This is a genomic window from Actinomadura madurae (assembly GCF_047130825.1).
Lineage (GTDB): Bacteria > Actinomycetota > Actinomycetes > Streptosporangiales > Streptosporangiaceae > Spirillospora > Spirillospora madurae.
In genome coordinates, this window is the sequence record NZ_CP083237.1 from 9,453,731 (window position 1) to 9,474,061 (window position 20,331).

The 20,331-nt window shown below is 72.4% G+C and carries 18 protein-coding genes and 1 pseudogene; 9 read left to right on the forward strand and 10 right to left on the reverse strand.

What is annotated here, in order from left to right:
- The first annotated feature begins 8 nt into the window (after nucleotides 1–8).
- The 6 genes from K8Z49_RS44295 to K8Z49_RS44320 all read left to right on the forward strand — a co-directional run bounded on the left by K8Z49_RS44295 (nucleotide 9) and on the right by K8Z49_RS44320 (nucleotide 9,017).
- Entirely contained in the window at nucleotides 9–1,019 is a 1,011-nt protein-coding gene (locus K8Z49_RS44295; protein ID WP_021599476.1) for a LacI family DNA-binding transcriptional regulator, read from the forward strand.
- A gap of 192 nt (nucleotides 1,020–1,211) precedes the next feature.
- Nucleotides 1,212–2,582 (forward strand): ABC transporter substrate-binding protein, encoded by a 1,371-nt coding sequence (locus tag K8Z49_RS44300; RefSeq protein ID WP_021599477.1) that lies wholly within the window; start codon nucleotides 1,212–1,214, stop codon nucleotides 2,580–2,582.
- 66 nt (nucleotides 2,583–2,648) lie between these two features.
- Complete coding sequence (locus K8Z49_RS44305) at nucleotides 2,649–3,590, forward strand: carbohydrate ABC transporter permease (RefSeq protein WP_075019735.1); 942 nt, start codon at nucleotides 2,649–2,651, stop codon at nucleotides 3,588–3,590.
- A 2-nt stretch (nucleotides 3,591–3,592) separates the two neighbouring features.
- Entirely contained in the window at nucleotides 3,593–4,471 is an 879-nt protein-coding gene (locus K8Z49_RS44310; protein WP_021599046.1) for a carbohydrate ABC transporter permease, read from the forward strand.
- Between the two features lie 45 nt (nucleotides 4,472–4,516).
- Nucleotides 4,517–6,073, forward strand: coding sequence for a glycoside hydrolase family 13 protein (locus K8Z49_RS44315; RefSeq protein ID WP_021599047.1), 1,557 nt, complete (start codon nucleotides 4,517–4,519; stop codon nucleotides 6,071–6,073).
- Nucleotides 6,074–6,152: 79 nt separating this feature from the next.
- Nucleotides 6,153–9,017 (forward strand): CARDB domain-containing protein, encoded by a 2,865-nt coding sequence (locus K8Z49_RS44320; protein ID WP_412516946.1) that lies wholly within the window; start codon nucleotides 6,153–6,155, stop codon nucleotides 9,015–9,017.
- Between the two features lie 59 nt (nucleotides 9,018–9,076).
- Here the strand turns inward: K8Z49_RS44320 and K8Z49_RS44325 are convergent, their stop codons facing one another.
- Both K8Z49_RS44325 and K8Z49_RS44330 read right to left on the reverse strand, forming a co-directional pair.
- Nucleotides 9,077–9,406 carry a TioE family transcriptional regulator gene (locus tag K8Z49_RS44325; protein ID WP_412521287.1) on the reverse strand — a complete coding sequence of 110 codons (330 nt, stop codon included), beginning with the start codon at nucleotides 9,404–9,406 and terminating at the stop codon, nucleotides 9,077–9,079.
- Nucleotides 9,407–9,427: 21 nt separating this feature from the next.
- A pseudogene (locus K8Z49_RS44330) lies at nucleotides 9,428–10,183 on the reverse strand (MerR family transcriptional regulator); the annotation flags it as partial.
- A 58-nt stretch (nucleotides 10,184–10,241) separates the two neighbouring features.
- Here K8Z49_RS44330 and K8Z49_RS44335 point away from each other — a divergent pair.
- Nucleotides 10,242–11,438 (forward strand): erythromycin esterase family protein, encoded by a 1,197-nt coding sequence (locus K8Z49_RS44335; RefSeq protein ID WP_412516947.1) that lies wholly within the window; start codon nucleotides 10,242–10,244, stop codon nucleotides 11,436–11,438.
- A gap of 41 nt (nucleotides 11,439–11,479) precedes the next feature.
- On the opposite strand, the gene K8Z49_RS44340 is transcribed toward K8Z49_RS44335, so the two are convergent.
- Nucleotides 11,480–11,734, reverse strand: a complete 255-nt coding sequence (locus K8Z49_RS44340; RefSeq protein WP_024934600.1) for a protealysin inhibitor emfourin — start codon at nucleotides 11,732–11,734, stop codon at nucleotides 11,480–11,482.
- 2 nt (nucleotides 11,735–11,736) lie between these two features.
- Nucleotides 11,737–12,777, reverse strand: coding sequence for a M4 family metallopeptidase (locus tag K8Z49_RS44345; RefSeq protein WP_024934599.1), 1,041 nt, complete (start codon nucleotides 12,775–12,777; stop codon nucleotides 11,737–11,739).
- Nucleotides 12,778–12,959: 182 nt separating this feature from the next.
- Here K8Z49_RS44345 and recO point away from each other — a divergent pair, with 182 nt between their 5' ends.
- Both recO and K8Z49_RS44355 read left to right on the forward strand, forming a co-directional pair.
- A complete protein-coding gene (gene recO / locus K8Z49_RS44350; RefSeq protein WP_024934598.1) occupies nucleotides 12,960–13,748 on the forward strand; it encodes a DNA repair protein RecO in 789 nt (262 codons plus the stop codon).
- The gene (locus K8Z49_RS44355; protein WP_024934597.1) at nucleotides 13,745–14,551 is read left to right on the forward strand and encodes an isoprenyl transferase; all 807 of its coding nucleotides are present in this window, start codon (nucleotides 13,745–13,747) and stop codon (nucleotides 14,549–14,551) included. The genes recO and K8Z49_RS44355 overlap by 4 nt, the downstream gene beginning before the upstream one ends.
- 401 nt (nucleotides 14,552–14,952) lie before the next feature.
- On the opposite strand, the gene K8Z49_RS44360 is transcribed toward K8Z49_RS44355, so the two are convergent.
- The 6 genes from K8Z49_RS44360 to K8Z49_RS44385 form a co-directional block, all read right to left on the reverse strand.
- On the reverse strand, nucleotides 14,953–15,378 hold the full coding sequence (locus K8Z49_RS44360) for an OsmC family protein (RefSeq protein ID WP_021599607.1): 426 nt from the start codon (nucleotides 15,376–15,378) through the stop codon (nucleotides 14,953–14,955).
- Between the two features lie 158 nt (nucleotides 15,379–15,536).
- Nucleotides 15,537–17,150, reverse strand: coding sequence for a M4 family metallopeptidase (locus tag K8Z49_RS44365; RefSeq protein ID WP_412516948.1), 1,614 nt, complete (start codon nucleotides 17,148–17,150; stop codon nucleotides 15,537–15,539).
- Between the two features lie 184 nt (nucleotides 17,151–17,334).
- Complete coding sequence (locus K8Z49_RS44370) at nucleotides 17,335–17,721, reverse strand: Fur family transcriptional regulator (RefSeq protein WP_021599609.1); 387 nt, start codon at nucleotides 17,719–17,721, stop codon at nucleotides 17,335–17,337.
- Nucleotides 17,718–18,617: a metal ABC transporter permease gene (locus K8Z49_RS44375; RefSeq protein ID WP_021599610.1), complete on the reverse strand. Its 900-nt coding sequence runs from the start codon at nucleotides 18,615–18,617 to the stop codon at nucleotides 17,718–17,720. Before K8Z49_RS44375 ends, K8Z49_RS44370 begins: the two co-directional genes overlap by 4 nt.
- Nucleotides 18,614–19,366, reverse strand: coding sequence for a metal ABC transporter ATP-binding protein (locus tag K8Z49_RS44380; protein WP_412516949.1), 753 nt, complete (start codon nucleotides 19,364–19,366; stop codon nucleotides 18,614–18,616). The genes K8Z49_RS44375 and K8Z49_RS44380 overlap by 4 nt, the downstream gene beginning before the upstream one ends.
- Nucleotides 19,363–20,313, reverse strand: coding sequence for a metal ABC transporter substrate-binding protein (locus K8Z49_RS44385; RefSeq protein WP_412516950.1), 951 nt, complete (start codon nucleotides 20,311–20,313; stop codon nucleotides 19,363–19,365). Before K8Z49_RS44385 ends, K8Z49_RS44380 begins: the two co-directional genes overlap by 4 nt.
- Nucleotides 20,314–20,331 lie beyond the last annotated feature (18 nt).

A 20,331-nucleotide genomic window follows, 5' to 3' on the forward strand; every position in this document is an offset into this window, starting at 1 on the left:
GTTGCGGCATGACACGTCGACTGGCCGAGGTCGCCAAGAAGGTCGGGGTCAGCGAGGCCACCGTCAGCCGGGTCCTGAACGGCAAGCCCGGCGTGTCGGACGCGACCCGCGCCGCGGTGCTCACCGCCCTCGACGTGCTCGGCTACGAGCGCCCCACCCAGCTGCGGGGCGAGCGGGCCCGGCTGGTCGGCCTCGTGCTGCCCGAGCTCGGCAACCCGATCTTCCCCGCGCTGGCCGAGGTCGTCGGCGGCGCCCTCGCCCAGCGCGGGTTCACGCCGGTGCTGTGCACGCTCACCCCGGGCGGCCTGTCGGAGGCCGACTACGTCGAGATGCTCCTCCAGCAGCAGGCGTCCGGGGTGGTCTTCGCGGGCGGGCTGTACGCCGAGGCCGACGCGCCGCACGACCACTACCACCGCCTGCTCGACGTGCGGCTGCCCGTCGTGCTGGTCAACGCGGCGGCCGAGAAGCTGAGCTTCCCGCAGGTCTCCACCGACGACGCGGTGGCCGCCGAGCAGGCGTTCGCGCACCTGCTGTCGCTCGGGCACGAGCGGATCGGGATCGTCCTCGGACCCGAGGACCACGTGCCGTGCAGCCGCAAGCTCGCCGCCGTCCGCGACGCCGCCGAGCGCGCCGGCGTCGACCTGCCCGACGCGTGGGTCAGGCGCAGCATGTTCTCGCTGGAGGGCGGGCAGGCGGTCACCGGCCGGCTCATCCGCGACGGCGTGACCGGCATCATCTGCGCCAGCGACCCCCTCGCGCTCGGCGTCATCCGCGCGGTGCGGCGGCTCGGCAAGTCGGTGCCGGACGACGTTTCGGTCGTCGGTTACGACGACTCGGCGTTCATGAATTGCGTGAACCCGCCGCTGACCACCGTCCGGCAGCCGATCGAGGCCATCGGGCGCGCGGCGGTGACGCTGCTGGTGAACCAGGTGGAAGGCGGCTCGGTGACCGCCGAGGAACTGCTGTACGAGCCGGAGCTCGTCGTCCGGGCGTCGACCGCGCCCGTCCGCGCCGCCTGACGCCGCGCCGATTGAGGACCGTCCGGAAGCCGCCCTTTCGCAGGGTGGCTTTCGCGTGTCCGACGTCTGTTTGCAGCGGTGACCGGTCATTTTGTCGACTACTTGCGCATGTCGATTCATCTATTGCATTGTGATGTAGCTCTCTGTATGTTCCTCGCAATCGGCCGACCCGACGGCCCAGGAGGAACCCCCATGAGACCCCGGATACTCGCCACCCTGACGATGCTCACCGCGGTGCTCGGCGCGACCGCCGCCGGCTGCGGCGGGGACGGCTCCGACGCCAAGGACACGGCGCCCCTGGACGCCGGCACCAAGGTGTCGATCACGGTCGGCTGCATGCCGGCCAAGAGCCAGGCGGCCCAGCGCAAGGAGTGGAACGAGGACGTCGCCGCGTTCCAGAAGCTGCACCCCAACATCACCGTCGAGGGCAAGGACGCCTTCCCCTGCATCGACCCGCAGACCTTCCAGGCGAAGCTCGCGGGCGGGCAGATGGAGGACGTCTTCTACGTCTACTTCACCGACGTCAGGAACATCGTCGCGCACGGCCAGGCCGCCGACATCACCCCGTACCTCGGCCAGGTCAAGCAGTACGGGAACCTCGACCCGGCCGTCATGAAGGTCTTCAAGGACGGCGACAAGGTGTACGGGCTGCCGCGCCAGAACTACACGATGGGCCTGTTCTACAACCGGAAGCTGTTCGAGAAGGCCGGCCTGAACCCGGACGCGCCGCCCAAGACCTGGGCCGAGGTCCGCGACGCCGCCAAGAAGATCAGCGCCCTCGGCGACGGGGTCGTCGGCTACGCCGAGCTGAGCGCCAAGAACCAGGGCGGGTGGCACTTCACCACCTCGCTCTACAGCCAGGGCGGCTCCATGGTGAGCCCGGACGGCAGGAAGTCGGCGTTCAACGGCCCGCAGGGCAGGGCCGTCCTGCAGAACCTCAAGGACATGCGCTGGACGGACGACTCGATGGGCGGCAAGCAACTCCTCGTCGACGCCGACATCCAGCGGATGATGGCGGCCGGCAAGCTCGGCATGTACCTCGGCGCCCCCGACAACGCCACCGCGCTCGTCGACCAGTTCAAGGGCGACTACGAGGACTACGGCATGGGCCCGATCCCGGGCGCGACGGGCACGCTGCTCGGCGGCGACGGTTACATGATCAACCCGAAGGCGTCACCGGAGAAGATCAAGGCCGGGCTGATGTGGCTCGACTTCGCCATGATCACGCCGGGTCGGGGGCAGCTGAACTACGCACGGGCCGCGAAGGACGGGCGCCCGGTCGGGCTCCCGCAGCCCAAGCTCTTCGGGCAGAACGCGACCGGGCAGAAGGACCGGGACCTGCGCGCCGCGTCCGCGAACCTGCCGGTGCGGAACTTCAAGCCGTACGAGGACGCCTACCCGAGCGTCCCCGGGAAGCTGGAGCCGCCGCAGGCGCAGCAGCTCTACGCCATCCTCGATTCGGCCGTCTCGGCCGTGCTGACCAGGCGTGACGCGAACATCGACCAGCTGCTCGCGGACGCGCAGAAGAAGGCCGACGCCGCGCTCGCGCGGTCCGGAAGCTGACGCCCGCCACCGGGCCGCCGGCGGCCACCCCGCCGGCGTCCCGGGCCTCCCGAGGGGACACCGACCATGACCACAGTGCGGACGCGGGCGCGGCCCTCCGAGCGCGAGCGGCCCGCGGCCCCGCGCACGCCCGGCCGCGCCCGGCGGAGCGCGCGGCGCAACCTGACCGCCTACGGGTTCCTGTCCGGGGCGCTGATCTGCTTCGCGTTCTTCTCCTGGTACCCGATCGTCCGCGAGGTGCTGCTCAGCTTCCAGCGGACGAACTTCGTCGGGGACGCCGAGTGGGTCGGCCTGGAGAACTTCCGCACCGTGATCCGCGACCCGGTGTTCGTGGACGCCTGGGTCAACACCGCGATCTTCACCCTGCTGGCGCTGGTGATCGGGTACGTCGTGCCGTTCGCCATCGCGATCGTGCTGAACGAGCTGAGGCACGCCCGCGGCTACCTGCGGTTCGTCGTGTACCTGCCGGTGATGCTGCCGCCCGCGGTCGCGGTGCTGCTGTTCAAGTGGTTCTACGACCCCGGGCCGGGGCTGTTCAACCAGATCCTCGGGTTCTTCCAGCTTCCGGGACTGAGCTGGCTCGACTCGACCTCGACGGCGCTGGTGTCGCTGGTGCTGGTGTCGACGTGGATGAACCTCGGCAGCGGCACCCTGATCTACCTGGCCGCGCTGCAGACCATCCCCGGCGAGCTGTACGAGGCGGCGGAGCTGGACGGGGCCGGGCTGTTCCGCCGTATCCGGCACATCACGGTCCCGCAGACGAGGCTGATCCTCCTCGTGATGCTGCTCCTGCAGATCATCGCGACGATGCAGGTGTTCATCGAGCCGTTCCTGCTCACCGGCGGCGGGCCCGAGGACGCCACCGTCACTGTCGCCTACCTGATGTACCAGTACGCGTTCAACTTCACGAATTTCGGCGGAGGCGGCGCGCTCGGGCTGATGCTCATGCTCGTCCTGATCGTGTTCTCCGTCGTCTACCTGCGCGTCTCGCGCGAGGAAGCGAGGTAGGCATGGCGGAGACGCGGACCCTCGTCTCGCCGCACGCGCTCGGCACCCGCCGCGGCAAGGCGGTCTACTGGACGGTCTTCACCACCGTCTTCGTGACCTTCACGTTCGTGTTCGTCTTCCCGCTGTACTGGATGGTCACCGGCGCGATGAAGTCGCCGGACGAGCTGGCCGACATCCCGCCGAGCGTGTTCCCGCGCGGCATCGACCTGGACGGCTACCGGGAGGCGTGGCGGCAGCTCGACCTCGGCAAGTACATGTGGAACACCACGGTCTACGCCGTCGGCGCCTGGCTGTTCACGCTCGGCGTGGACGTCACCGCCGCGTACGCGCTGTCGAAGCTGCGGCCGCTGCTCGGCCGGGCGGTCCTCGGCATGATGCTGGCGACGCTGATGATCCCGCCGATGGTCATCCTGCTGCCCGCCTACCTGACCGTGAAGGACCTGCCGATCCTGCACGTCAACCTGCTCAACACCCCGTGGGCCATCTGGTTGCCGGCCGCCGCGAACGCGTTCAACATCTTCCTGCTCAAGCGGTTCTTCGACTCGATCCCCACCGAACTGCTGGACGCCGCCGAGGTGGACGGCGCGTCGCCCGCCCGGATCCTGTGGTCGATCGTGCTGCCGGTGTCCCGGCCGATCCTCGGCGTCGTGTCGATCTTCACGGTGGTGAACGTCTGGCGCGACTTCGTCTGGCCGCTGCTCGTGCTGCCCGACACCGAACGCAAGACGATCAGCGTCGCGATCGCCTCCCTCGCGGTGCAGGTGCCGCAGAACGTGCTGATCGGCTCGCTGGTGATCGCGAGCCTGCCCACCATCGTCGTCTTCTTCGTCTTCCAGCGGCACATCATGGCCGGTCTCACGGCGGGCGGCCTGAAGGGCTGACCCCCCGTCAGGCCCCCGTCCCCGTTGCACTAAGGAGTTGCTCGCATGCCCGAAGACTGGTGGCGCGGCGCGGTGATCTACCAGGTCTACCCGCGCAGTTTCGCCGACGGAAACGGCGACGGCGTCGGCGACCTGGCCGGCCTGCGCGGCCGGCTGCCCTACCTCGCCGGGCTCGGCGTCGACGCGCTGTGGCTGAACCCGTGGTACCCCTCGCCGATGGCCGACGGCGGCTACGACGTCGCCGACTACCGGGACGTCGCGCCGGTGTTCGGCACGCTCGCCGAGGCCGAGGCGCTGATCGGCGAGGCGCACGGGGCCGGGTTGCGGATCATCCTGGACGTGGTGCCCAACCACGCCTCCGACCAGGCGGCCTGGTTCCAGGAGGCCCTCGCGGCCGGGCCGGGCTCACCGGAGCGGGAGCGGTTCTGGTTCCGGCCCGGCAAGGACGGCGGGCCGCCCAACGACTGGCGGTCGATCTTCGGCGGGCCGGCGTGGACCCGCGTCCCGGACGGCGAGTGGTACCTGCACCTGTTCGCCCCCGAGCAGCCCGACTTCAACTGGAACAGCCCGGACGTCGTCCACGAGTTCCACGACGTCCTGCGGTTCTGGTACGACCGCGGCGTGGACGGGATCCGCATCGACTCGGCCGCGCTGCTGGTGAAGGACCCCGACGCCGAACCCGACGGCGGGCCCGACGGCCAGGACCCCTTCACCGACCGGGACGGCGTCCACGAGATCTACCGGGGCTGGCGCAAGGTCACCGACGCCTATCCGGAGCGGATGCTCGTCGGCGAGGTGTGGCTGCCCGACCAGGAGCGCTTCGCGCGCTACCTGCGCCCGGACGAGATGCACACCGCGTTCAACTTCGACTTCCTCAACTGCGCGCTGGAGCCGGACGCGCTGCGCAGGGTGATCGACACGACGCTCGCGACGCACGTGCCGCTGGGCGCTCCGGCGACCTGGGTCCTGTCCAACCACGACGTCGTCCGCCCGGTGACCCGGTACGGCCGCGCCGACACCTCGTTCGACCTCCAGGACCGGCGGCACGGCGCGCCGACCGACCGGGCGCTCGGCGTGCGCCGGGCGCGGGCCGCCGCGCTGCTGGCGATGGCGCTGCCGGGCGCCGTCTACGTCTACCAGGGCGAGGAGCTCGGCCTGCCCGAGGTCGAGGACCTCCCCGACGACGTGCGCGAGGACCCCATCTGGACCCGCTCCGGCCACACCGACCCCGGCCGCGACGGCTGCCGTGTGCCGCTGCCCTGGGCGGGGGACGAGCCGCCGTTCGGGTTCGGCGGCGACCCGTGGCTGCCGCAGCCGCCCGACTGGAAGGACCTCACGGTCGAGGCGCAGGACGCCGACCCGGGCTCGATGCTGAACCTCTACCGGGACGCCCTGGCGCTCCGCCGCGAGCACCTCGGCGACGGCTCCCTCACCTGGCTCCCGTCCGCGGCCGGCGTGCTGGCCTTCATCCGCGACTCAGGCCTGACCTGCGTGGTGAACCTCGGAACCGAGCCGGCCCCGGTGACCGGCGAGGTCCTGCTGGCCAGCGGGCCCCTCCAGGACGGGGCGCTGCCCCCGGACACGGCCGTCTGGCTGCGCTGACCGCGTCCGCGAACTTCTGCCGCTCCTCCCAGGCAGGTGTCCCACCCCCCGCAATCACCGACAGGGAGCAGAACCAGCGATGAGACAGAAGTCCCTCCGCATCCTGCTGGCAGCGGCACTGGCCGCCGCCGGGCTGACCGGCCCGGCGGCGGTGCCCGCGGCGGCCGACACGAACCTCGCCGCCGGGAAGCCGATCACGGCGTCCTCGCACGTCTTCGCGTTCACCGCGGCGAACGCCAACGACAACGACCTCGCGACGTACTGGGAGTCGGGGCCGGGCGCCTATCCGGCCACGCTGACCGTCGATCTCGGCGCGAAGGCCGACCTCACCTTCGCGGTCGTGAAGCTGAACCCGGACGCCGCGTGGGCGACCCGCACCCAGACGATCGAGGTGCTCGGCCGGAGCACCCCGAACGGCTCCTTCACGACCATCAAGCCGGCCGCCGCGTACACCTTCGACCCGGCGAGCGGGAACACCGTGTCGATCCCTATTGTCGCGACCGCGGCCGGCGTGCGGCTGGCGTTCACGTCCAACTCCGGCGCGCCCGGCGGCCAGGCCGCCGAGGTCCAGGTGATCGGCACCCCGGCGCCGACCCCGGACCTGACGGTCACCGATGTCGCGTGGGACCCGGCGTCCCCGGTCGAGACCGACGACGTCACGCTGCGCGCGACCGTGCGCAACATCGGGACGGGCACCGCCGGCCCGACCTCGCTCGACTTCCTGGCCGGCGGCCGGAAGGCGGCGTCCGCGCAGGTCGGCGAGCTGGCGGCCGGCGCGTCCACGACGGTGTCCGCGTCGATCGGGACGCGTGAGGCGGGCACCTACGCGGTCGCCGCCGAGGCCGACGCCGGCGACGACGAGATCGAGCTGAACGAGACCGACAACGTGGCGGGCGCGCAGCTGACGGTGGCGCCGGTGCCGAGCTCCGACCTGGTCGCGCAGGCCGTCACCTGGAACCCCGGCAACCCGCGGGCGGGCGACACCGTGACCTTCGCGGTGACGCTCCGGAACAACGGCACCCGGGCCACCGCCGGCGGCGCGCACGGGATCACCCTCCAGGTCCTGGACGGCGACGCCGCGGTGAAGACGCTGACCGGCTCCTACAGCGGGTCGCTCGCCCCCGGCGCCTCGACCGCACCGATCGACCTCGGCACCTGGACGGCCGCGAACGGCCGGTTCACGGTGCGGACCGTCGTCGACGACGACGCCAACGAGGTCCCGGTCAAGCGCGCGAACAACACGTCCGAGCAGTCCCTGTTCGTCGGCCGCGGCGCGCACCTGCCGTTCGACATGTACGAGGCGGAGGACGGCGTGCTCGGCGGCGGCGCGGCGACCGTCGGCCCGAACCGCACGGTCGGCGACCTCGCGGGGGAGGCGTCCGGCCGCCGCGCCGTCACGCTGAACACCACCGGAAGCAGCGTCGAGTTCACCACCGGGGCGGCCACCAACACGCTCGTGACCCGGTACTCCATCCCGGACGCGGCGGGCGGCGGCGGCATCGAGTCGACCCTCAACGTCTACGTCGACGGGACGTTCCTCAAGGCCGTCGACCTGACGTCCAAGTACACGTGGGTGTACGGGAACGAGGCGAGCCCGAGCGACTCGCCGGGCGCCGGGCCGCCCCGCCACATCTACGACGAGGCGAACCTGATGCTCGGCCGGACGGTCCCGGCCGGCAGCAGGATCAAGCTGCAGAAGGACGCCGCCAACACCACCACCTACGCCATCGACTTCATCAACACCGAACTCGCGACGGCCGCGCCGAACCCGGACCCCGCCAAGTACGCGGAGCCCGCCGGGTTCACGCACCAGGACGTCCAGAACGCCCTCGACAAGGTCCGCCAGGACGCGAACCTGACCGGTGTCTACCTCCCTCCGGGCACCTACGAGACCGCGCAGAAGTTCCAGGTCTACGGGAAGGCGGTGAAGATCGTCGGCGCCGGGCCGTGGTTCACGCGGTTCCGCACGCCCGCGGCGCGGCAGAACACCGACGCCGGGTTCCGGACGGAGGCGTCCGCCAACGGCTCGACGTTCTCCGGCTTCGGGTTCTTCGGCAACTACACGTCCCGCGTCGACGGGCCCGGGAAGGTGTTCGACTTCTCCAACGTCAGCGACATGACGATCGACGACATCTGGGCCGAGCACGTGGTCTGCCTGTTCTGGGGCACCAACGTCGACGACTCCACCATCAAGAACAGCCGCATCCGCGACACATGGGCGGACGGCCTGAACTTCACCAACGGGAGCAGCGGGAACCACGTCGCGAACGTCGAGACGCGGACGACGGGCGACGACAGCTTCGCGCTCTTCCCGGCGATCGACCACCGCAACGAGCAGCAGACGGGCAACGTCTACGAGGACCTGACCTCGCTGCTGACCTGGAGGGCCGCCGGCCTCGCCGTCTACGGGGGAGGCGGCAACACCTTCCGCGACATCCACATCGCCGACACGCTCGTCTACTCCGGGATCACGATCGGGACGCTGAGGTTCGGGAGCATTCCGGCCCTCGGATTCGAGGCGAACCCCCAAACGAGGTTCGAGAACATCTCGCTGGTCCGGGACGGCGGCCACTTCTGGGGCCAGCAGACGTTCCCGGCCCTGTGGCTGTACTCGGCGGAGTACGCGTTCCGGGGAATCCGCATCAGCGACGTGGACATCACCGATCCGACCTACTCCGGGATGATGTTCCAGACCAAGTACTCGGGAGGCCAGCCGCTCAACCCCGTGACCGACACCGTCCTGACGAACGTCAGCATTTCCGGTGCCCGCAAGAGCGGTGACGAGTTCGACGCCAAGTCCGGCTTCGGGATCTGGGTGAACGAGCTGCCCGAACCCGGGCAGGGCCCCGCGGTCGGCTCGGCGACGTTCAACGGCCTGGAACTGTCGAACAACCACCAGGACATCAGGAACACCACGACCACCTTCACCATCGACCGCGATTGACCCGGGGGACCGGGGGACCGGGGGCCGCGGGTGTTGGGAGGCGCCCGCGGTCCCCGCGCTCACCGCTCGCGGAGGTAGGCGTCCAGCTCGGCCGCCCCGGCGAGCATCGCGCGCCCGCGGGCCGACAGCCGGCCGTGCCAGTCGCGCAGGGCGCCCTCCAGCGGTTCCAGCCCGCCGGCCGCCCGCACCTGCGCGAGCAGCGGGGCGATCTGCTCCAGCAGGTAGCCTCCCCGCCGGAGCTGGTGCGCCAGCCGCGCGTCCCGCACGGCGGCCTCGTCGTAGACGCGGTACCCGGTCCGCGGGTCGCGGCGCGGACGCACCAGCCCCGCGCGCTCCCACTTGCGCAGCGTCGCGGGCCGAATCCCGAGCCGCCGCGCCAGCGGTCCGATGAAGGTCTCGCGGGGCCCGGACGCCCTCCCGGACGCCGGCGCCCGGCCGGTCGCCGGCGCCGCGCCGGACTCCGTGACCGCGCCCGGGTCCAGGTCGCGCAGGGCGCCCTCCAGCGGTTCCAGCCCGCCGGCCGCCCGCACCTGCGCGAGCAGCGGGGCGATCTGCTCCAGCAGGTAGCCTCCCCGCCGGAGCTGGTGCGCCAGCCGCGCGTCCCGCACGGCGGCCTCGTCGTAGACGCGGTACCCGGTCCGCGGGTCGCGGCGCGGACGCACCAGCCCCGCGCGCTCCCACTTGCGCAGCGTCGCGGGCCGAATCCCGAGCCGCCGCGCCAGCGGTCCGATGAAGGTCTCGCGGGGCCCGGACGCCCTCCCGGACGCCGGCGCCCGGCCGGTCGCCGGCGCCGCGCCGGACTCCGTGACCGCGCCCGGGTCCAGGTCGCGCAGGGCGGCCTCCACCGCCCGGAGGGTCCGGCGGTCGTCGAGGAGCTGGGCATGGCTCTCGTCGATCAGGCGGAACGCCTCCTCGGCCGCCCCCTCGTTCACGGCCCGCATGATCGACGTCGCGGTGCGGTGGCCGTGGCCCGGCACCAGGGCGAGGAACGCGCGCAGGGCCTGCGCGTGGTACGGGGTGTAGGTGCGGTAGCCGTGGGCCGTCCGGCCGGCCGGCGGAAGGATGCCGACCTCCTCGTAGTTCCTGACCGCCTGCGTCGACAGGCCGTGCTCCCGCGCCAGGTCGACCGGCCTGAGCCGTCCTCCGTTTTGAAGCTTTCGTCCCATACCTGCGCCGCAGTCTCCATAAAGTTTCAACCGGAAGTTCAACGATACCGTTTATCTTATGGCTACCGGAATCACGGACACCGTCCAGGCCGTCGACCCGACCGCCGTCATGGGCCTGCTCCCGGCCCGGCCGCGGCTGCTCGCCCTGGGCGAGCCGACCCATGATGAGGACGTCCTGCTCGACGTCCGCAACGACCTCTTCCGCCGGCTCGTCGAGGAGGACGGCCGCCGGACGATCGCGATCGAGAGCGACTGCCTGATGGGCCTCGTCGTGGACGACCACGTCACCTCGGGCACGGGCACCCTCGACGAGGTCATGGAGCGCGGGTTCAGCCACGGCTGGGGCGCCTCCGCCGCCAACCGCGAGCTCGTGCGCTGGATGCGCGCCCGCAACGAGGGCCGGCCGGCGTCCGAACACGTCCGCTTCGCCGGTTTCGACGGCCCGCTGGAGATCACCGCGGCCGCGAGCCCCCGAAAGGCCCTCACCGCGCTGCACCGCTACCTCGCGAACCAGGTCGGTGCCGGCCTGCTCCCCTGCACTGCGGAGACGCTCGACCGCCTGCTCGGCGCCGACGACCGGTGGACCGAGCCCGCCGCGATGATGGACCCGTCCCGGTCCGTCGGGCGGTCGGCCGACGCCGGGGAACTGCGGGTACTGGCCGACGATCTCGTGGCGCTGCTCGGCGCGCGGGCGCCGGACCTCGCCGCCACGGGGGACGACTGGGACCGGGCGCGGCTGTACGGCCGCACCGCCGTCGGCCTGCTGCGCTACCACTACTGGATGGCCGACGACTCACCGGCGCGCCTGGCGCGGCTGGTCGGCGTGCGCGACCAGATGATGGCCGCGAACCTCCTCGCCCTCGCCGGACGGGGTGATGTGTTCGTTCACGCCCACAACGCCCATCTCCAGCGCGACAGGAGCTCGATGCGCATGGGCGGCGAGCGGGTCGAGTGGTGGAGCGCCGGCGCCCTCGTGAGCACCCGGCTGGGTCCGGAGTACGCCTTCCTGGCCACCGGCCTGGGCACGATCCGGCATCGCGGGGTGGACGCCCCTCCTCGCGACACCCTCGAAGGCCTCCTGTACGCCCTGCCGGAGGACCGGTTCCTCGTCGACCCGCGCCGCCTGGCCGCCGCCTTCGGTGACGCGGCTCCCGCCCCCCGCGCGTCCCCCTACTTCGGCTACGCCCCGCTCGATCCCGGCCATCTGGCACGGATCGACGGGATCGTGTTCGTCAAGGACGTCCCGCGGCCCTAGCCCGCCCGCCCCCGGCCCGGCCGCCGGGGGCGGGCGCGGGCTCAGCGGGCGCGGCCCAGGACGTGGTGGACGAGCTCGCGGAGGGCGCCGTGGAGCTGCGCCTCGCCGATGGTGGTCCGGTCACCGTCGATGTCGATCTCGTACAGGAACTGGTCGGGGATTCGGCCCGGCGGCGGGACGCTTTTCAGGTCGACGCGGCCGACGAGCCTCGACAGCATGGGATCGCTGGCGCTGTCGGACTCGGCGCGCCGCTCGATACCCGCGAATCCCCCGCTGCGGACGACTGTCACTTTCACTGCTATCCGTTCGCCTCCAGGGAGACGCCTACCCCCGTCCAGGCCCGGCTCACGGCCTTGGTCTCGACGGCGTCGGCGCCGTACAGCGCGGTCGAGGCCCGGACGGTCGCGGCGGCGAACGCGGTGAAGTCCGCGTCGGCCGCCAGCTCGCCGCCGGTGAGCGTGTCGTACCAGACCCGGCCCGCCTTCTCCCAGGCGTTGCCGCCGATGCCGGCGGCGGCGAGGTAGAAGGCGTGGTTGGGGATGCCCGAGTTGATGTGGACGCCGCCGTTGTCCCGGTAGGTCTCGACGTAGTGGTCCATGTGGCCGGGCTGGGGGTCCTTGCCGAGGCGCGGGTCGTCGTAGGCGGTGCCGGGCTCCTTCATGGAGCGCAGCGCGACGCCGTTCACGCCCTCGGCGAGCAGGCCCTGCCCGATGAGCCAGTCGGCCTGGTCGGCGGTCTGCCCGAGATGCCACTGCTTGACCAGCGAGCCGAAGACGTCCGACAGGGACTCGTTCAGGGCGCCGGACTGGCCGTAGTACTCCAGGTTCGCGGTGTACTGCGTGACGCCGTGCACGAGTTCGTGGCCGGTGACGTCGAGGGGGCCGGTGAAGTCGGTGAACACGACGCCGTCGCCGTCCCCGTACACCATCTGCTCGCCGTTCCAGAAGGCGTTGTCGTACCGGTCGCCGTAGTGGACGGTCGAGACCATCCCGAGCCCGGCGCCGTCGATCGAGTTGCGGCGGTAGGCGGCCTCGAAGAAGTCGAAGGTGGCGCCGAGCCAGTCGTAGGCGCGGTCGGCCGTCCGGTCGCCGGTGGCCGGTGCGCCCTCCGCGCGCACGGTCCGGCCGGGCAGTTCCTCGCGGTGCCCGGCGTCCTTGATCGTCCGGTTGGGGACGAAGTCCTCGGACGGGGAGGGGGCCCCGGCCGCGGACGTCCGCCGCTCGGCGTACTGCGCGGAGGTGAGCGCCAGCGTACGGCGGGCGCGGTCGCGGATGGCCGGGTCATCGGCGTCGCGGGCGATCCGCTCCAGCATGTGCGGTGGCACGATGTGGCATCTCATGCCCCAACGCTGCCAGGTCCCTGTGGTCCGGGCCACAACTTTCGGAAGGACGCTACGGCCGAATCCGGTCACGGTACGTGATCGTCGCGGCGCGCAGCGGCATCGTCGAGTGACTTGTGCAGATCCTGGGGAGATGTCGGGCGGGCGCCGAGGCATCCGGTGACGTGCGTCAGAATGAACGGGTGACCCTGTACCGCGACGAAGGCATCGTCCTGCGCACCCAGAAGCTGGGCGAGGCCGACCGCATCGTGACGGTGCTGACGCGGCGGACCGGCCGGATCCGCGCCGCGGCCAAGGGGGTCCGCAAGACCAGGTCCCGCTTCGGCGCGCGGCTGGAGCCGTTCACCCACGTCGACCTCCAGCTGTACGAGCGGCGCTCCCTCGACCTCATCACTCAGGCCGAGACGCTGCGCCCGTACGGGGAGGCGCTGGTCACCGACTACCCCCGCTACACGGCGGGGACGGCGATGCTGGAGACCGCGGAGAAGCTCACCAGCGAGGAGGGCGAGCCGGCGCTCCGGCAGTTCCTGCTGCTGGTCGGGGGGCTGCGCACGCTCGCCGAGCGCGTCCACGACCCCCGGCTCGTCCTGGACGCCTTCCTGCTGCGCTCGCTGTCGGTGGCCGGGTGGGCGCCCGCGCTCGACGAGTGCTGCCGGTGCGGCGTCCGCGGCGGGCTGCGCGGGTTCGCCATCGCGGCGGGCGGCGCGGTCTGCGCCGGCTGCCGCCAGCCGGGCGCCGCGACCCCGGCGCCGCCGACGTTCGCGCTGATGCTGGCGCTGCTGCGCGGCGACTGGGAGTACGCCGACGGCAGCGAGCAGCGCCACCGCCTGGAGACCAGCGGCCTGGTGGCCGCCTACCTCCAGTGGCACCTGGAGCACGGGATCCGTTCACTGCGTCACGTCGAGCGCGAGGCGCGCGGGCCCGAGGAGCGCGGAACGCGCGACGACGAGACCGACAGGGAGAGAGTTTGAGCAGGGCCGTTTCACCGCCGGAACCGCACCGGGGCGGCGCGACGCCGCCCCCGATCCCCGCGGACCTGGTGCCCCGGCACGTCGCCATCGTGATGGACGGCAACGGCCGCTGGGCCAAGGAGCGCGGGCTGCCGCGCACCGAGGGCCACAAGCGCGGCGAGGACTCGCTCTTCGACGTGATCATGGGCGCGATCGAGCTGGGCGTCCCGTACCTGTCGGCGTACGCGTTCTCGACGGAGAACTGGAAGCGCTCGCCGGACGAGGTGCGCTTTCTCATGGGCTTCAACCGGGACGTGATCCGCCGCCGCCGCGACCAGCTCCACTCGATGGGCGTCCGGGTGCGGTGGGCGGGACGGCGGCCGCGGCTGTGGCGCAGCGTCATCAAGGAGCTGGAGACGGCCGAGGAGATGACGCGCCACAACGACGTGCTCACCCTGCAGTTCTGCGTGAACTACGGCGGCCGGGCCGAGATCGTGGACGCGGCGGCGGCGATCGCCCGGGACGTCCGGGACGGCCGGCTCGACCCGGGCAAGATCAACGAGCGGGTCTTCGCCCGCTACCTGGACGAGCCCGGCATCCCGGACGTGGACCTGTTCCTGCGCTCGTCGGGGGAGCAGCGCACGTCCAACTTCCTGCTCTGGCAGTCGGCCTACGCCGAGATGGTCTTCCTCGACACGCTCTGGCCCGACTTCGACCGGCGCCACTTCTGGCACGCGTGCGAGGTGTACGCCTCCCGCGACCGCCGCTACGGCGGCGCCGTCCCCAACGCGGTCGCCGCCGGCCAGGCCCCCACGGACACCTGACCGGCGACCCCGCGCCCGGCCTCCAGCGACCTCAGCGATCGAGAGCACCTGCACTAACCATTGCGCTGACCTCGGCCACCACCGCAACCCCGCAACGATCGCGTCCGAAGGCAGGGGCGAGCGAAGCGAGACCCTGATCGCGCAGCGAGCCGCCAGGCGAGCCGGAGCGATCGAATCACCCGCACGTGTGGGACTGCCTGCACTCGCTACCCCGCTGACCTCAGCCGGCACCCCAACCACGCGACAACCCCAACGGTTGCGATCGCGTCCGAAGGCAGGGATGAGCGAAGCGAGACCCTGATCGCGCAGCGAGCCGCAAGGCGAGCCGGAGCGATGCCAGCGATCGCCCGCGTTTCTCGACGATGGAGGCCCGCCAGGGCCGAAGGAGGAGAGAAATGCAATCAATACAGCCCGGCGTCGAGGGTGATCGTGGTGCCCGCGAGGGCCTTGCTGACGGGGCAGCCCGCCTTGGCGTCCTGCGCGGCCTTCTCGAAGTCGGCGGCGGACAGGCCGGGCACGCTCGCCCGGACGGTCAGGTGGATGCCGGTGATGCCCTCGCCGGGCTGGAAGGTGACCTCGGCCTTGGTGTCCACCTTCTCCGGCGGGGTCCCGGCTCCGGCGAGGCCGTGCGAGAGCGCCATCGAGTAGCAGGTGGAGTGCGCGGCGGCGATGAGTTCCTCCGGGCTCGTCCGGCCGCCCGGCTCCTCGGACCGCGATGCCCAGGTCACGTCGTAGGTGCCGAGCTTCGAGGAGTCCAGCGAGACGGTCCCCTGGCCCTCCAGCAGTGAGCCTTCCCAGTGCGCGTTCGCAGTACGTGTCGTAGCCATGCCCCGATTCTTCACCATGGCCCCGCGTCCCAGATCACGAACCCGCGCAATCGGCGGGTCGGGGTCCCCGTCTTCGACCGGGCGGAGACCGGAAGGCCCCGTGCCCGCGCGTCACATCGGTCGCGGGCACGGGGCCTTCCGTCCCCGGAACAGGGGTCCTAGGCGACGTTCACCGCGGACCACGCGGCGGCGACGGCGGCGTGCTGGGTGCTGCCCTCGCCGAACAGGTCCTTGGCCGCGTTCAGGGTCGCGGTCCGCGCGCCCTTGTAGTCGGTCGAGGACGTCATGTACGTGGTCAGCGCCCGGTACCAGATCTTCACGGCCGCGTCCCGGCCGATGCCGGTGACGGTGGAGCCGTTGGACGTGGGGCTGTTGTAGGAGACGCCGTTGATCGTCTTCGCGCCGCTGCCCTCGGACAGCAGGTAGAAGAAGTGGTTGCCGACGCCCGAGGAGTAGTGCACGTCGAGGTTCTTGGTGTTGGACGACCAGGAGTCGGCGGAGTCGCCGTCCTTGCTGGGCTTGTCCATGAACCTCAGCGCCGCCCGGCCGAGCCCGGGCAGGACGACCTCCTCGCCGACCAGGTAGTCGCCGACGTCGCCCGAGTTGTTGGCGTAGAACTCGACGGCCGCCGCCATGATGTCGGACGTCGCCTCGTTCAGCCCGCCGGACTCCCCGCTGTAGGTGAGGTTGGCGGTGGAGCTGGTGACGCCGTGGCTCATCTCGTGCGCGGCGACGTCGAGGGACGTGAGCGGGCCGAGCTGGCTGCCGTCGCCGTCGCCGTAGGTCATGCAGAAGCACGAGTCGTCCCAGAAGGCGTTGGCGTAGCCGTCGCCGTAGTGGACGCGGTTGAACGATCCCTTGCCGTCGCCGGCGATGCCGGCACGGCCGAAGACGTTCTTGTAGAAGTCCCAGGTCACGGCGGTGCCGAACTGGGCGTCCACGGCGACGGTGGCGCGGTCGGACGTGGTGCCGCTGCCCCAGTGGTTGTCGGCGTCGGTGAACAGCGTGGCGGGGGCGCGCCGGAGGCACCAGATGAGGATGCAGAGGTCGGTCTCGTTCTCGGCGTCCCCGGTGTAGGTGTTGCCGCGCGACGGGTCCTTGAGCTGGAACGCGCCGCCGGACGCGGTCGTCTCCAGCGGCACCGTCCCGGTGTAGAGGGACTTGCCGTCGCCCGCCTCGGTGTGGATCGTCTCCTCGCGCAGCAGGACCTTGCCGGTGGCGGCGTCCACGGAGGTGTAGACCCGGCTGGGCGTCCCGTCCGCGTGCTTGCCGACGGTCAGCACCCGCCAGGCGAGGCGGGGGGCGTGGTCGGCGGTGCGGGCCTCGACGACGAGCGCGGGGGCGCCGTCGGCCTTGCGGTTCTTGGTGACGGCGCGCTTCTTCGCGGTCTTGGCGGAGACCCGCGGGCCGGCGGCGGCCGGCGCCTTGGCGAGCGTGAGGCTGCTGCCCCGCCACTTGCCCGCCGGGGTCTGGTGGACGACGATGTCGCCGCCCAGCACCGGCAGGCCGTTGTAGGCGCGGGTCATCCGGGTGTGGGAGGAGCCGTCCCGGTCGGTGAGGACGCCGACGACCTTGAAGCTCTGCCCGTCCCCGCCGCGCACCTCGGCGCCGCGGGCGGTGAGCGAGCGGAGCGCCTGCTCGGCGGCGGCGCGGGGGCCCGGTGGGGACGGTGCCTGCCGCGCGGACGCGGGCACCGCGGTGCCCGCCGTCGCGAGCAGGGTCGCCGAGGCCAGGAGCACGGTCCGTCGGCTGGTGAACGCCCGTCTTGTCATGAACGCCCTCTCGTGCGGGCGCCACGCACCCCCCGGAGGGCCCGCCCGTCGGGCCTGCGGTGGCGACGGGGACATTTATGGCATGAAAGCTACTCAGAAGTAGATATGACAATTTGCCAAGAAACGCGCACAGAGCGTGTGAACTGCGGGTCTTGCCAGCGGTCGGCGCGCCTTCAGCCGGTGTTCAGGAGTTCTTCGCGGCGCAGTCCGCGCACGTCCCGAACACCTCGACGGTGTGCGTGATGCCGGTGAAGCCGTGCTCGGCGGCGATCGCGTCGGCCCAGCGCTCCACGGCCGGGCCCTCCACCTCGATCGTCCGGCCGCAGTCGCGGCAGACCAGGTGGTGGTGGTGCTGCTCGGTGCGGCAGGCGCGGTAGACGGCCTCGCCCTCGTCGGTGCGCAGCACGTCGACCTCGCCCGCGTCGCTGAGTGCCTGCAGCGCCCGGTAGACGGTGGTGAGGCCGATCTTCGAGCCGTCGGCGCGCAGGTCGGCGTAGATGTCCTGCGCGCTGCGGAACCCCTCGCAGCCGGCGAGCACCTGCCGGACGGCGTCCCGGCGGGCCGTCGTCATCCCCCTAGCACCTCCGCCTCCGCGTCCACGCGCGCCTCGACACCGGGCCGGCCGGAGACGGCGTCCCCGGCCGCGACGGCGCGGGCGCGCCTGCGGCGTACGACCGCCCCTCCGGCGACCGCGGCCGTGAACACCGCGAGCGCCAGCAGCACGATCGACGGCCCCGGGGGGAGATCGTACTGGAACGACCCCGCCAGGCCCGACACGGCCGACAGTACACCGATCCCCATCGCGGCCAGCATCGTGCTCCAGAATCCCCGGGCGAGCTGCTGCGCCGCCGCCACCGGGACGATCATCAGGGCGCTGACCAGCAGCAGCCCGATCGCGCGCATCGAGATCACCACGGTGACCGCGGCGGTCGCGGCGATGAGCACGCTGAGGAACCGGACGGGCAGCCCCGCCGCCCGCGCGACCTCCTCGTCCTGGCACAGCAGGAACAGCTCGCGGCCGAACAGCGCCACGATGGCGAGGACGGCGGCGGCGAGGCCCGCGACCACGTACAGGTCGGCCACCGTCACACTGCTGATCGAGCCGAACAGGTACGACTGCAGGCTCGCCGAGCCGCCGCCCTCGGTGCCGGTGAGGATCACGCCGCCCGCCAGCCCGCCGTAGAACAGCAGGGCCAGCGCGACGTCGGCGCCGCTGCGGCTGCGGGCGCGCAGCACCTCGATGACGACCGCGCCCAGCACCGACACGGCCAGCGCGCCGAGGACGGGGGAGGTGCCGGTCAAAAGGCCCAGCCCGATGCCGGTCAGCGCGATGTGCCCGATGCCGTCGCCGAGCAGCGACAGCCTGCGCTGGACGATGAACGTGCCCACGGCGGGGGCGGTCAGGCCGATGAGCACCGCCATCACCAGGGCGACGCGCATGAAGTCGTACTGCAGCATCTCGGTCACGCGGGCCTTCCGAGGGTCTCGTGCGCGCGGGTCTCGCGGACGACGCGCCCGTGGCCCAGCTCGATCGCGCGGGTGACGAGCGGCTCCATCGGCCCGAGCTCGTGGGTCACGAGGACGACCGTGCGCCCGTCGACCGCCGGCTCGCGCAGGGCCGCCGCGAGCGCCGCCTGGCTGCGGGCGTCCACCCCGGCGGTGGGCTCGTCCATCACGAGCACGTCGGGCTCGCCGGCGAGGGCGCGGGCGATGAGGACCCGCTGCTGCTGGCCGCCCGACAGCAGGTGCACCGGGTCGCGGGCGCGCCCGGTGAGGTCGGCCGTCTCCAGCGCGCGGTCGACGGCGGCGCGGTCGGCCGCCCGGTCGGCGAGCACCGCGGGCCGCCAGCGGGACCGCCGCGCCACCCGGCCGGACGCCACGACCTCCCGCACCGTCGCCGGCACGCCGCCGCCCATGGGCAGCCGCTGCGGGACGTACCCGACGCGCGTCCAGTCCCGGAACCGGGCGGGCGGCTCACCGTAGATCGCGGTGCGGCCCTCGGCCAGCGGGACGAGGCCGAGCAGCGCCTTGACCAGCGTGGACTTGCCCGCGCCGTTCGGGCCGAGGACGGCGAGCACGTCGCCGGCGTCCACCCGCAGGTCGACGCCGGCCAGCACCTCGCGGCCGTCCCGCCGCACGTGCCCGCCGGTCATCGCGAACGGCGGCGCGGTCTCCCCGGTCGCGGTCTCACCGTTCACGGGCGGTCGGTCGGTCATGAGCACTCCAGCGCGGGCCGCAGGGTCCGCAGGTTCTCTCGCATGATCGTCATGTAGTCGCCGGACGCGCCGTCCTCGATGCCCTCGACCGGGTCCAGGACGGCGGTCCGCACCCCCGCCTCCCGCGCCAGCGACTCGGCCACCTTGGGGCTGACCAGCGTCTCGCTGAAGACCGTCGTCGCGCCGGTGGCCGACACCAGCCGGGTCAGGGCGGCCAGCCGCTTCGGGGACGGCTCGCCCGACGGGTCCACGCCGGCCACCGGTATCTGGCGCAGCCCGTAGCGATCCGCCAGGTAGCCGAACGCCGCGTGCGCGGTGATGATCTCCCTGCGCTTGCACGCTTCCAGGCCGTCCCGGAAGTCGCGGTCGAGCTGGCCGAGCGCCGCGGCGGTGGCGCGGGCGCGCTCCCGGTACCCGGCGGCGTGGGCCGGGTCGGCGGCGGCCAAGCGGCCGCCGAGCGCGGTCGCGACGGCCGCCATCCGGCTCGGGTCGAGCCAGATGTGCGGGTCGTAGGACGCCTCCCGGTGCCGGACGCCGTCGTGGGCCTCCTCGTCGTCGGTCTCCTCCGGCGGCGGCAGCGTCCGCACCAGGCTCGCCGCGTCGAGGGACCGGCCCTTCGCGTGGGTGCGCACGGCGTCGTCCACGGCGGGCTGGACGCCCTTGACGTGGACGGCGAGCCGGGCGTCGGCGACGTGCGCGACCTGCCGGGCGGTGAGCTCCAGGTCGTGGGGCTCGGTGCCCGGCCTGGTCAGCGTCCGGACGAAGACGTCGCCGCCGCCGACCTTCCCGGCCAGCCAGGCCATCGGGTAGAAGGACGCGACCACCGCGGTCTTGCCGGGCGGCACGTCGGCGCCGGCGTCGGCGCAGCCCGTCAGCCCCGCGGCGAGGCCGGCCAGAGCCAGGGCGGTCGCCGGCAGGGCCCGGAGGGCGGCGCGAGTGGGGGGCACCGTCCGATTATGGACGAA

Coding starts and splice junctions, on each gene's coding strand:
- K8Z49_RS44295 (WP_021599476.1), top strand. CDS start 9: ATGACACGTCGACTGGCCGAGGTCGCCAAGAAGGTCGGGGTCAGCGAG.
- K8Z49_RS44300 (WP_021599477.1), top strand. CDS start 1,212: ATGAGACCCCGGATACTCGCCACCCTGACGATGCTCACCGCGGTGCTC.
- K8Z49_RS44305 (WP_075019735.1), top strand. CDS start 2,649: ATGACCACAGTGCGGACGCGGGCGCGGCCCTCCGAGCGCGAGCGGCCC.
- K8Z49_RS44310 (WP_021599046.1), top strand. CDS start 3,593: ATGGCGGAGACGCGGACCCTCGTCTCGCCGCACGCGCTCGGCACCCGC.
- K8Z49_RS44315 (WP_021599047.1), top strand. CDS start 4,517: ATGCCCGAAGACTGGTGGCGCGGCGCGGTGATCTACCAGGTCTACCCG.
- K8Z49_RS44320 (WP_412516946.1), top strand. CDS start 6,153: ATGAGACAGAAGTCCCTCCGCATCCTGCTGGCAGCGGCACTGGCCGCC.
- K8Z49_RS44335 (WP_412516947.1), top strand. CDS start 10,242: ATGGCTACCGGAATCACGGACACCGTCCAGGCCGTCGACCCGACCGCC.
- K8Z49_RS44345 (WP_024934599.1), bottom strand. CDS start 12,777: ATGAGATGCCACATCGTGCCACCGCACATGCTGGAGCGGATCGCCCGC.
- K8Z49_RS44360 (WP_021599607.1), bottom strand. CDS start 15,378: ATGGCTACGACACGTACTGCGAACGCGCACTGGGAAGGCTCACTGCTG.
- K8Z49_RS44365 (WP_412516948.1), bottom strand. CDS start 17,150: ATGACAAGACGGGCGTTCACCAGCCGACGGACCGTGCTCCTGGCCTCG.
- K8Z49_RS44370 (WP_021599609.1), bottom strand. CDS start 17,721: ATGACGACGGCCCGCCGGGACGCCGTCCGGCAGGTGCTCGCCGGCTGC.
- K8Z49_RS44380 (WP_412516949.1), bottom strand. CDS start 19,366: ATGACCGACCGACCGCCCGTGAACGGTGAGACCGCGACCGGGGAGACC.